This is a genomic window from Falsirhodobacter halotolerans (genome assembly GCF_022899245.1).
Taxonomy (GTDB): Bacteria; Pseudomonadota; Alphaproteobacteria; order Rhodobacterales; family Rhodobacteraceae; genus Falsirhodobacter; species Falsirhodobacter halotolerans.
In genome coordinates this window covers 428,648-440,108 of the sequence record NZ_JALJAZ010000001.1, presented here as the reverse complement: position 1 = coordinate 440,108, position 11,461 = coordinate 428,648, and the positions used below count along the sequence as shown (strand labels likewise).

Sequence of the window (11,461 nt, the reverse complement as noted above, 5' to 3'; positions counted from 1 at the left end):
GGACGCCGTCCCGCCCTATCTGATACGGCATGAGCCTGCATCTTCTGAAATTGTGCGTCGGGGCCGAAAAGGTCGAGGATCTGATCCATCGTCAGGCCACCCATTGGCAGGGCGCCCCCCGCCATATCACCCGCATGTGGCCCAAGCGCGAGGCGGAGGTGCTGGCGGGCGGATCGATCTACTGGATCTTCAAGGGGCTGGTTCTGGCCCGCCAGCGTATCACCGCGATGGAGGCCGTGCGCGGCGAGGACGGGATCGAGCGATGCGCCCTGATCCTCGACCCGGAGGTGGTGCGGACCCAAGTGCAGCCGCGCCGCGCGTTTCAGGGCTGGCGCTATCTGGACCCAAAGGACGCCCCCGCCGACCTGCCGCAGGGCCGCGCGCGGGAAGAGCCGTTGCCTCCCGCGCTCGCGCGCGCGCTGGCGGATATGGGGCTGCGTTAACGGCCCAAATCCGGCATGGGCAGGTTCAGCCGCGCCATCAACGTCCGCATCGGGTCCATCGCAAGGCCCCAATCGGCGTTGCGCGCGGCGAACAGCGTCGCCTGCGATTTGTGCACGACCGCATCCTCAAGGATCTTCAGGTGGTTCGCGCGCAGCGTCTCGCCGGTGGAGGTGATGTCGGCGATCGCCTCGGCCGTCAGGTTGCGCACCGTGCCCTCGGTCGCCCCCTGGCTGTCCACCAGCTGATAATCCGCAACCCCGTTCTCGGTCAGGAAATCGCGCACGAGGCGGTGGTATTTCGTGGCGATCCGCAGCCGGAAGCCGTGGGTGCGGCGAAAGGCGGAAGCGGCGGCGTCCAGATCGTCCAGCGTGTCCACATCCACCCAGGATGTCGGCACCGCGAGGATCAGGTCCGCGTGACCGAAGCCCAACGGGGCCACCTGCACCGCCTGCATCGCCCAATCGGCCAGCTTGTCGCGCACAAGGTCCGACCCCGTGACGCCCAGATGCACACGCCCCGCCGCCAGTTCGCGCGGAATCTCTCCGGCGGACAAAAGCACGAGCTGCACCCCGTCCACCCCATCCACCGCGCCGGAATATTCCCGTTCGTTGCCCGTGCGGCGCATGGTGACCCCGCGCGCCCCGAACCAGTCGAAGGTTTTTTCCATCAGCCGCCCCTTGGACGGCACCCCCACTTTCAGCATGACAGACCCCCCAGCCCGGCCACAAGATGCGGGCGCACCACGCCCCCCACGGCCGGAATGGACCGCCCCTGCCCCAACACGCGGGTCAGCGCGTCATAACGCCCGCCATTCGCCACCGGCGGCAGCGCGGGATCGGCGGCGTGGAAGCTGAAGACGAAGCCATCGTAATATTCCAGCGCCACGCGGCCATGCCCCGTTTCGAACGGCAGGCGGTCGGTGTCGATGCCCCGCGCCCGCAGCGCGGACAGCCGAGCGGCCAGAACCTCCACCGCGTCGGTGATATGGGGCAGATCGACCGCCAGATCGCGCAGCCGCTCCAACGCCGCGGGCGCGGGCGCGGACAGGGTCATCAGATCCTCCAGCAATCCCACCTGCTTGGCCGGAATGGGGGCGGTGTCGGCGTCGTCGGCCAGCGCGTGGATGCGGGCCGCGATCTCCTGCGCGGACCGCAGGCCGATATGCGGGCCGACCTTGGGCAGCTTGCCCGCCTCCAGCGCCTTCAGCAGGCGGATACGGGCCGGATGGGGGCCGATGCGCCCGGCATAACGGTCCAGAAGATGCCGGAACCGCTTCGGCCGCCAGACATGACGCAGCAGCGCGCTGATGCGGGTGGGCGTCGTCTCCAGCCCCCGGATCGCGGCCAGCAGGATCGCCATGTCCCCCGTGGCCGGGCGCAGGTTCAGGGGGGACAGAAGGTTCGCAAGCAGCGCGAATACTTCGGCATCCGCCTGTTCGGGTGCGGTGCGGTCGAACACCTCGAACCCGACCTGAAGGTATTCCGAGGCGCGGGGCAGCAGGTGATCCTGCTTGCGGAACACCTCGCCCATATAGGCATAACGCGCGGGGTCCGCCCCATGCGCCATATGCGCCTGCACCACCGGCACGGTGAAATCGGGGCGCAACATCATCTCGCCCCGCAGGGGGTCCTGGGTGACATAGGCGCGGGCGCGGATGTCTTCGCCATACAGGTCCAGCAGGGTGTCGGCGGGCAGCAGGATGTCCGCCTCCACCGCCTCGGCCCCCGCCGACAGAAAGGCCGCGAACAGACGTTCCGCCTCGGCCCGCACCTCGGCCTTGGTCATGACAGCATCTTCCGCACTTCGGCCACCAGATCGCCGCGCGGAATTTCCACCTGCGCGGGGCGGGCCTTCCATTCCTCAAGGCTGGCCCCTTCGGCGATCTTCGCGCCAAGGATCAGGTCCTTGAGGATGACGGTGCCCTTGCCCGCCTCATCCCCGCCCTGGATCACCGCCACGGGGGATGCGCGCTTGTCGGCGTATTTCAACTGGTTGCCGAAGTTCTTGGGGTTGCCCAGATAAACCTCGGCCCGCACGCCCGCGTTGCGCAGATCGGCGGCCATCGCCATGTAGTCGCCCATCCGGTCGCGGTCCATGACGGTCACGATGACCGGACCCGCCGCCTGTTCGCCCATGCGCCCCTTGGCGCGCAGGGCCGCCAGAAGCCGATCCACCCCGATGGAGACGCCCGTGGCCGGCACCGCCTGCCCGGTGAAGCGCTTGACCAGATCGTCATAGCGCCCGCCGCCGGACACGCTGCCGAACTGGCGCTTTTGGCCCTTCTCGTCCAGAATCTCGAAGGTCAGCTCCGCCTCGAACACGGGCCCGGTGTAGTAACCCAGGCCCCGCACGACCGAGGGGTCCACCTCGATCCGGTCCGAGGCATAGCCCTGCCGGTCAAGGATCTCGGCGATCGTCTCCAGCTCCTGCACCCCTTCCAACCCGATGGGCGAGGTGCCGACCAGTTCGCGCAACCGCGCCGCCGTGGCCGCCCCCGTGGCGCGCTTGGCCGCCATGAAGCCCATGACGATCTCCGCCTGCTCCTCGGCCAGACCGGCCCCGCTGGTGTAATCGCCCGAGGCGTCCTTGCGCCCCGCGCCCAGAAGCGCGCGGACCCCGTCCTCGCCCAGCCGGTCCAGCTTGTCGATGGCGCGCAGCACGATGCCCCGTTCCCCCTCGAACCGCGCGGGATCGGCGGGGTCGAAGATGCCCGCCGCCTGCATCACGCCGTTCAGAACCTTGCGGTTGTTGACCCGCACGATGTAATCGCCGCGCGGGATTCCCACGACCTCCAGCGCGTCCGACAGCATGGCGCAGATCTCGGCATCCGCCGCGACCGAAGGCGCGCCCACCGTGTCGGCGTCGCATTGATAGAATTGGCGAAAGCGCCCCGGCCCCGGCTTTTCGTTGCGCCAGACCGGCCCCATCGCATAACGGCGGTAGGGGCTGGGCAGATCGTTGCGGAACTGCGCCGCCACGCGGGCCAGAGGTGCGGTCAGATCGTAACGCAGCGCCAGCCACTGCTCATCCTCGTCCTGCCAGCCGAAGACGCCCTCGTTCGGGCGGTCCACGTCGGGAAGGAACTTGCCCAGCGCCTCCACCGTCTCCACCGCGCTGGTTTCCAGCGGGTCGAAGCCATAGCGGTGATACACCTCGGCAATGGCGTGGAGCATATCCTTGCGTTCGGTCACGTCCGCGCCGAAATAATCGCGGAAACCCTTCGGCGGTTCGGCCTTGGGGCGACGGGGGGACTTGTCCTTGGCCATGCGCGGACCCTTCGCTATTCTGTGCGCAAGACGCTTAACGGAAGGGGGCGCGGGCGACAAGCCGCGCCAAGGAACATTGGACCATATCGAAGAACAGATCGCCCATCTGACCCGCATGGTCGAGGATTTGTCGGATGTCGTGACCGCCCAGGCGCGCGAGATCGACCGCCTGACCCGCCGCGTGGGCCTTTTGCTGGAACGCGAGGCCGAGCGTGAGGCGCAGGAGGGCGGCGCGGGCGGCACGATCCCCCTGGCCGATCAGCGCCCGCCGCATTGGTGAGGGCCCTTGCCAACCCCGCGCCCCGGTGGTGAATAGGGGGATGCAGTTCCTGACCCGGATCGATTGGCCCGCGACAGTCCTCACGCTGGTGATCGGCGGGGTGGGCGGGGGCATCGGCGTGGCGCTGGGCCTGCCCATCGCGCTGCTGATCGGATCGCTGCTGGCGGTGGGGGGCGTGGCGGCCTTCGGCTGGCGTCCCTTCGGGCACCGGATGCAGGTGCCGCAAACGCTGCGGACCTTCATCATCCCCATCGTCGGTCTGGCGATCGGCGGCAATTTCACCCCCGAAGTGGCGAGCCAGATGCTGGAATGGTGGCCCAGCCTGCTGGCGCTGGTCCTTTACATTCCGCTGGTTCACGGGTTGGGATACCTCTTCTATTCGCGGTTCGGCATCGACCGGCCCACCGCCTATTACGGGGCGGTGCCGGGGGGCCTGATGGAATGCGTCATGTTGGGCGAGGAGGCGGGGGCGGATGTCAAGCTTCTGATCCTGCTGCAATTCCTGCGCCTAATCCTGACGATCCTGTTCGTGCCCATCGCCTTTTCCCTGCTGACCGAAACGCATGTCAGCCCCGTTCTGCGGATGGAAAGCCACGGGACGCTGGGCCTGATCGACGTGGGCATTCTGTTTGCCGCGGCGGCGTCGGGGTTGTGGATCGCGCTGCGCCTGCGGTTTCCGGCCGCCCCCATGACCGGCCCGCTTCTGATGTCGGCGCTGGTCCACGCGCTGGGGCTGACGGATGCCATTCCGCCCGCCTGGGCCGTCAGCGTGGCGCAGGTGGTGGTGGGCAGCCTTCTGGGCGCGCGGTTCGCGGGGCTGCCGATGGGGCATATCGGGCTGGCGGCGAAGGTGACGGTGCTGAACGTCGCGATGGGCCTTGGCATCGCGGCCCTGTTCGGGCTGGCGCTGTCGGGCGCGACGGGGCAGCCGGTGGCGGCGATCTTTCTGGCCTTCGCCCCCGGCGGCGTGGCCGAGATGAGCCTGATCGCCCTGTCCATCCAGCTGAGCGTGGTGTTCGTGACGGTGCATCACGTCGTGCGGATCGTGCTGGGCGTGACGCTGGCGCGCATGTTCGCCCGTCACTTCACGTGAAATCCTCCACCATGACGACGCCTTGGATGGCCTTGATCGCCCCCTTCACCTGCGGCGTCACGGCATAGGGCTGGGGCAGCTCCACCCACACCTCGCGCCCCTGCGGGTCGGTAATGCAGAACTGGACCTTGGACTGCGCCCGCCCCCCCGCCACCCGGCCGAACAGCGCCGCGACCGAGGCCGCCGCCTCCGCCTTCTCCAGATGGATGCGGACCCCGCCGCCGCCGCCTTCCGCCGCCACCGAATCGATGGGCTGCGCCGCGCGGGCCAGCAGTTTCAGCGTGTCGCCCTCCAACTGCGCCTCCACCGTCAGGACGACGTTGCTCCCCGGCTCCAGCAGGTCGCGCGCCTGTTCCAGCGTGTCGGAAAACACCGTCACCTCATACAATCCCGTCGGGTCGGACAGCTGCACGAAGGCGAAACGGTTGCCCTTGGCGGATTTGCGTTCCTGCTTCGACGACACCGATCCCGCAAGCTTGGCCACCTTCGGCCCCTGCTCTGCCGCTGCCGTCAATTCGGTCAGCGTCATCACGTTCCGGCGGCGCAGGGGGGCCATGTAATCGTCCAGGGGATGGCCCGACAGATAGAAGCCGATCGCCTGATGCTCCTCGGTCAATCGCTCCACCGGCAGCCAGTCGTCGCGGTTGATGATGCGCGGTTCGGGCAGGTCGTCCCCCCCTTCGCCGAACAACGACACCTGCGCCGAGCCGCGCTGGTCGTGCACCATCGCGGAATAGGCGACCAGCGCCTCCAGCCCGTCGAACACCCGCGCACGGTTGCCGTCCAGCACATCGAATGCCCCCGCCCGCGCCAGCATCTCCATAGGGCGCTTGCCCACGCGTTTCAGGTCCACGCGGCGGGCCATGTCGAACAGGCTGACGAAGGGCGCATCGCCGCGCCCGGCGACGATCATCCGCATCGCCTCCACGCCCACGTTCTTCAGCGCGCCAAGGCCGTAAACCAGCTTGCCGCCCTTCACGCTGAACGTCGCCTGGCTGCGGTTGACGCAAGGCGGCACCGTCTCGATCCCCAGCTTGTCCACCTCGCGCTTGTAGATCGCGAGCTTGTCCGTCAGGTCGATATCGCAGTTCATGACGCCGGCCATGAACTCCACCGGATGGTTCGCCTTCAGCCAGCCCGTCTGATAGCTGACGACGGCATAGGCGGCGGCGTGGGATTTGTTGAAGCCGTAATTGGCGAACTTCTCCAGAAGGTCGAAGACCTCGCCCGCCTTCTTCGCGTCGATGTTGTGGGTTTCCGCCGCGCCCTTGATGAATTTGGGGCGCTCCTTGGCCATCTCCTCGGCGATCTTCTTGCCCATCGCGCGGCGCAGAAGGTCGGCCCCGCCCAGCGAATAGCCCGCCATGACCTGCGCGATCTGCATCACCTGTTCCTGATAGACGATGATGCCCTGCGTTTCGGCCAGGATGAAATCGATGGTCGGGTGGATGGATTCCAGATCGCGGACGCCGTTCTTCACCTCGCAATAGGTCGGGATGTTCTCCATCGGGCCGGGCCGGTAAAGGGCGACCAGCGCCACGATATCCTCGATGCAGGTGGGCTTCATGCGGCGCAGCGCGTCCATCATGCCGCTGGATTCCACCTGGAACACCGCGACCGTCTTGGCCGAGGAATAAAGATCATAGGTCGGCTTGTCGTCCAGCGGGATATGCCCGATGTCGTTCTCCGTCCCCGGTTCGGGCACATAGAGCGCGCGCCCGTCGGCGCCCGTGTGCAGGTCGCGCCCGCCCTCCCGGATCAGGTCGATGGCGTTCTGGATCACCGTCAGCGTCTTGAGGCCGAGGAAGTCGAACTTCACCAGCCCCGCCGCCTCCACCCATTTCATGTTGAACTGCGTCGCGGGCATGTCCGAGCGCGGGTCCTGATAAAGCGGCACCAGTTCATCCAGCGGACGATCCCCGATCACCACACCCGCGGCGTGGGTGGAGGCGTTGCGCAGCAGCCCCTCGATCTTCTGGCCGTAATCCAGAAGGCGCTTCACCACCTCCTCCCGCGCGGCCTCGCGCAGGCGCGGCTCATCCGCCAGCGCCTTGGCGATCGACACGGGCTTCACCCCTTCGACCGGGATCAGCTTCGACAGCCGGTCCACCTGACCATAGGACATCTGCAAGACCCGCCCCACGTCGCGCACGGCGGCCTTGGACAACAGCGCGCCGAAGGTGATGATCTGGCCCACCTTCTCGCGCCCGTATTTCCCCTGGACATAGCGGATCACCTCCTCCCGCCGGTCCATGCAGAAGTCGATGTCGAAATCCGGCATCGACACCCGTTCGGGGTTGAGGAACCGTTCGAACAGAAGGGCATAGCGCAGCGGATCGAGATCGGTGATCGTCAGCGCATAGGCGACGAGACTGCCGGCCCCCGACCCCCGACCCGGCCCCACCGGAATGTCGTGATCCTTGGCCCATTTGATGAAATCGGCCACGATCAGGAAATAGCCGGGAAAGCCCATCCGCTCGATGATGCCCAGTTCGAAATCCAGCCGCTTGCGGTAATCTTCCACCGGGGCCGCGTGGGGGATGACGGCCAGCCGCCGGTCCAGCCCCTCGCGGGCCTGACGGCGCAGCTCCTCCACCTCGTCCTCGGCAAAGCGGGGCAGGATCGGGTTGCGCTTCACCGCCTTGAAGGCGCAGCGGCGGGCGATCTCCACCGTGTTCTCCAGCGCCTCGGGCAGATCGGCGAACAGGGCGCACATCTCGGCTTCGGACTTGAAGTAATGCTGCGGCGTCAGGCGGCGGCGGGGCTGCTGCTGATCGACATAGGCCCCCTCGCCGATGCAGATCAGGGCATCATGCGCCTCATACATCTCGGCCTTGGGGAAATAGACGTCGTTCGTGGCGACCAGCGGCAGGTTCATGGCATAGGCCATCTCGATGAAACCGCGTTCGGACAGGGCCTCGGCCTCGGGCAGGCGCCCCCCCTCGCCCGGATGGCGCTGAAGTTCAACGTAAAGCCGGTCGCCATAGATCGCGGCCAGCCGCTGCATCAGCGCTTCGGCCTTGGGCCGCTGCCCGCCCGCCAGAAGCCGCCCCACCGGCCCGTCCGGCCCGCCCGTCAGGCAGATCAACCCTGCGCCATGCGCCTCAAGCTGGTCCAGCGTGACCTGCGGCAACTGCCCCCCCTTGTCGAGGTAAAGGCAGGAGGACAGCTTCATCAGGTTCATATACCCCGCCTCGTCCTGCGCCAGCAGGACAAGGCCCGCAGGCAGGCGCGGCTTTTCCCCCGGACGGGCGGGGTCGTAATCCAGCGCCACCTGACAGCCGATGATGGGCTGCACGCCCGCGCCGCTGGCCGTGACGGAAAATTCCAGCGCGGCGAACATGTTGTTCGTGTCCGTCACCGCCACGGCGGGCATATCCGCCGCCGCGCACAGTTTGACCAGGGATTTGACCGGCACCGCCCCTTCCAGAAGGGAATGTTCGGTGTGGACGCGCAGATGCAGGAAGCGGACGGGATGTGACATGCGGCCAATTTACGTCACCGGGCCCCCGCGCGAAAGGGCCGCATGTCAAAGTGATGACCCGCGCGGCATTTCCCGCCACAAAGGGCCAACGATTCGAAACAGGACCCCCATGCGCCCCACCCACATCCTCTGCCTGCTGTTCGTCACCTTCCTTGCCGCCTGTGGCGGGCGGGAACCCGAAGCGGTGCGCGGCATCCCCAACACCTTCGGCGATGCGGTGCCCCACACATGGACGGGGCGGAACGTGCCCTCGGCCTATCCGGTGCACGGGATCGACGTGGCGCGGTATCAGACCTCGATCGATTGGCAGCAGGCCAGCGCCTATGGCGTGCGCTTCGCCTTCGTGAAGGCCACGGAAGGCGGGGATTACGTCGATCCGCTTTATACCACGCACCGCAACGCCGCGCGGGCGGCGGGCGTGCCGGTCAGCGCCTATCACTACTATTACTTCTGCCGCACGCCCGAGGAACAGGCGGCGTGGTTCATCGCCAACCATCCGCGCCACCGGGGCGACCTGCCGCCCGTTCTGGACATGGAATGGACCCCCACCTCGCGCACCTGCCGCATCCGCCCGAACCCCGAGGAGGTGCGGCGCCAGGCCGGGGTCTTCCTGAACATCCTTCAGAATCACTATGGCCAGCGGCCCGTCGTCTATTCCACGGTCGACTTCTTCCGGGACAACGCGATGTGGCTGGTGCCGGCGGAATTCTGGCTGCGCGCCACGGCGGGCCACCCGTCCGAGGTGCATCCGGGCCGCGACTGGCATTTCTGGCAATACACCGGCACCGGCCTTATTCCGGGGATCGAGGGGCGGGTGGACATCAACGCCTTCCGCGGATCCGAACAGGAATGGGCCAGCTGGCTCAACACCCGCCGGATCCGTTAACGGCGAAGACGCCCCGCCACCACCGTCAGCGCAAAGATCGCCACCGCCGCGCTGACGATGGACGGGCCCGCCGGCGTGTCCCAATGGGCCGAGGCCCACAGGCCCCCCAGCGCCGACACCGCCCCGATGGCCGTCGCCCCCGCCACCATCTGTTCGGGGGACCGCGCCAAGGGGCGGGCCGCCGCCGCCGGAATGATCAGCAGGGCCGAAATCAAAAGCGCCCCCACGATCTTCAGCGACAGGGCCACGACCAGCGCCAACGCGATCGTCAGGACCAACGCCTCCCGCCCCGGCCGGATGCCCGCGGCCTGCGCCAGATCGGTGTTGACGGTGGAGAGAAGCAGCCGGTTCCACCGCCACGCGATCAGCCCCGCCACCACCAGCGCCCCGCCCCAGACAAAGGCGATATCCCCGCGCGACACCGCCAGGATGTCGCCGAAAAGATAGCTTTGAAGGTCCAGCCGCACCCCTTGGACGAAGCTGATCGCGACCAGCCCCACGGCCAGCGCGCCATGCGCCGCGACGCCCAGCACGGTATCCGCCGCCCAGCCGCGCCCGGTCAGCCCGGCCACCGTCAGCGCCATCGCCCCCGCCACCAAGAGCGTGCCCGTCGCGATCGGCAGATCCACCGCCAGCGCCAGTGCCACGCCCAGAATCGCCGCATGGGCCGTCGCATCCCCGAAATAGGCCATGCGCCGCCAGACGACGAAGACGCCCAAAGGCCCCGTCGCCCCCGCCACGCCCACACCGGCGAGCCCCGCGCGGATCAGGAAATCATCCAGCATGGCTGTGCCCCTCATGGTCGCAATGATCGTGCGTGTGGTCGTGGTCGTGACGATAAAGCGCCAGCGCCCCTTGGGTCCCCAGCCCGAACAGCGCGCGGTATTCCGGCGCGTTCGACACCATGGCGGGCGCCCCCTCGCAGCACACATGTCGGTTGAGGCAGATGACGCGGTCGGACGCCGCCATGACGACATGCAGATCGTGGCTGACCATCAGGACGGCGGCACCCGTGGTGCGGCGCACCTCCTCCAGCAGGCGATAGAAGGCGGCCTCGCCCGGCTGATCGAGACCTTGGGTCGGTTCGTCCAGCAGGATGGCCTGCGGTTCCTCCAGCAGGGCGCGGGCCAGGAGGACGCGCTGCATCTGCCCGCCCGACAGACCGGCCAGCGGGCGCGCCTCCACCCCCGGCAGATCGACGCGGGCCAGGGCCTCGGTCACCCTTGCCGCGACATGGCGGCGGGGCAAGGACAGGAAGCGCCCCACCGGCATCGGCAGGGTCGGGTCCAGCGCCAGCTTCTGCGGGACATAGCCGACACGAAGCCCCGCCTGCCGCCGCACACGCCCCCGGTCGGGGCGCACCGCGCCAAGGATGGTGCGCAGCAGCGTCGATTTCCCCGACCCGTTCGGGCCGACGATGGTCACGATCTCTCCCGCCTCGAGGGACAGGCTGACATCTTCCAGCACCGGCTGGTTGCCCAGCCGCACCCACAGGTGTTCGGCGGCGATCAGCGTCATGCCCCGGCCGTCCGGCAGGGGGCGCAAAGGCCCAGCGCCTCGATGTTGCTGCGCTCCACCGTGAAGCCCAGATCGCCCGCCCCGCGTTCCAGCGCGGCGCGGATCGCATCGCCCGCCGCCTCCGCCACCGTGTTGCAACTGCGGCAGATCAGAAAGACCGGGGCATGGGCTTCGCCCGGATGGGCGCAGGCGGTAAAGGCGTTCAGACGCTGAATGCGGTGGGCCAGCCCATGCTCCACCAGGAATTCCAGCGCACGATAGGCAACGGGCGGCTGATTGCCGAACCCCTCCGCCGCCAGCCGTTGCAGCACGTCATAAGCCCCCAGCGCGCGGTGATCCTCCAGCAGGATCTCCAGCACGCGGCGGCGCACGGGTGTCAGGCGCAGCCCCTCGCGTTTGGCCAGATCCTCGGCATGGGCCATCGCCCCATGGGCGCAATGGGCGTGGTCGTGGCGGGCGAAAGCAAGCGGGTCCGGCATGGCGTCCTCTT

11 protein-coding genes are annotated in these 11,461 nt (G+C 68.0%); 4 read left to right on the top strand and 7 right to left on the bottom strand.

The features are described from left to right. Positions 1-29 precede the first annotated feature (29 nt). Positions 30-443 carry a DUF1489 family protein gene (locus MU449_RS02430; protein WP_244736419.1) on the top strand — a complete coding sequence of 138 codons (414 nt, stop codon included), beginning with the start codon at positions 30-32 and terminating at the stop codon, positions 441-443. Here the strand turns inward: MU449_RS02430 and hisG are convergent. The 3 genes from hisG to hisS are packed head-to-tail and all read right to left on the bottom strand — an operon-like array spanning position 440 to position 3,710. Further along, a complete protein-coding gene (hisG, locus tag MU449_RS02425) occupies positions 440-1,147 on the bottom strand; it encodes an ATP phosphoribosyltransferase (protein WP_244736417.1) in 708 nt (235 codons plus the stop codon). The genes MU449_RS02430 and hisG overlap by 4 nt on opposite strands. Continuing rightward, positions 1,141-2,229: an ATP phosphoribosyltransferase regulatory subunit gene (locus MU449_RS02420; protein WP_244736416.1), complete on the bottom strand. Its 1,089-nt coding sequence runs from the start codon at positions 2,227-2,229 to the stop codon at positions 1,141-1,143. The genes hisG and MU449_RS02420 overlap by 7 nt, the downstream gene beginning before the upstream one ends. Then, entirely contained in the window at positions 2,226-3,710 is a 1,485-nt protein-coding gene (gene hisS / locus MU449_RS02415) for a histidine--tRNA ligase (protein ID WP_244736415.1), read from the bottom strand. Before hisS ends, MU449_RS02420 begins: the two co-directional genes overlap by 4 nt. 76 nt (positions 3,711-3,786) lie before the next feature. On the opposite strand from hisS, the gene MU449_RS02410 reads away from it, so the two are divergent. Together MU449_RS02410 and MU449_RS02405 are read left to right on the top strand one after the other, a co-directional pair. Then, positions 3,787-3,990: a SlyX family protein gene (locus MU449_RS02410; RefSeq protein ID WP_244736414.1), complete on the top strand. Its 204-nt coding sequence runs from the start codon at positions 3,787-3,789 to the stop codon at positions 3,988-3,990. 40 nt (positions 3,991-4,030) lie between these two features. Continuing rightward, complete coding sequence (locus MU449_RS02405; protein ID WP_244736413.1) at positions 4,031-5,083, top strand: AbrB family transcriptional regulator; 1,053 nt, start codon at positions 4,031-4,033, stop codon at positions 5,081-5,083. Here MU449_RS02405 and dnaE read toward each other — a convergent pair. Then, complete coding sequence (dnaE, locus tag MU449_RS02400) at positions 5,076-8,567, bottom strand: DNA polymerase III subunit alpha (RefSeq protein WP_244736412.1); 3,492 nt, start codon at positions 8,565-8,567, stop codon at positions 5,076-5,078. The two genes, MU449_RS02405 and dnaE, sit on opposite strands and share 8 nt — an antisense overlap. Before the next feature lie 109 nt (positions 8,568-8,676). Here dnaE and MU449_RS02395 point away from each other — a divergent pair, with 109 nt between their 5' ends. Then, positions 8,677-9,453 (top strand): GH25 family lysozyme, encoded by a 777-nt coding sequence (locus MU449_RS02395; RefSeq protein ID WP_244736411.1) that lies wholly within the window; start codon positions 8,677-8,679, stop codon positions 9,451-9,453. Here MU449_RS02395 and MU449_RS02390 read toward each other — a convergent pair. The 3 genes from MU449_RS02390 to MU449_RS02380 are packed head-to-tail and all read right to left on the bottom strand — an operon-like array spanning position 9,450 to position 11,450. Then, positions 9,450-10,238 carry a metal ABC transporter permease gene (locus MU449_RS02390; protein WP_244736409.1) on the bottom strand — a complete coding sequence of 263 codons (789 nt, stop codon included), beginning with the start codon at positions 10,236-10,238 and terminating at the stop codon, positions 9,450-9,452. The genes MU449_RS02395 and MU449_RS02390 overlap by 4 nt on opposite strands. Beyond that, on the bottom strand, positions 10,228-10,971 hold the full coding sequence (locus MU449_RS02385; protein WP_244736407.1) for a metal ABC transporter ATP-binding protein: 744 nt from the start codon (positions 10,969-10,971) through the stop codon (positions 10,228-10,230). The genes MU449_RS02390 and MU449_RS02385 overlap by 11 nt, the downstream gene beginning before the upstream one ends. Beyond that, on the bottom strand, positions 10,968-11,450 hold the full coding sequence (locus MU449_RS02380; RefSeq protein ID WP_244736406.1) for a Fur family transcriptional regulator: 483 nt from the start codon (positions 11,448-11,450) through the stop codon (positions 10,968-10,970). The genes MU449_RS02385 and MU449_RS02380 overlap by 4 nt, the downstream gene beginning before the upstream one ends. Between the last annotated feature and the right edge of the window lie 11 nt (positions 11,451-11,461).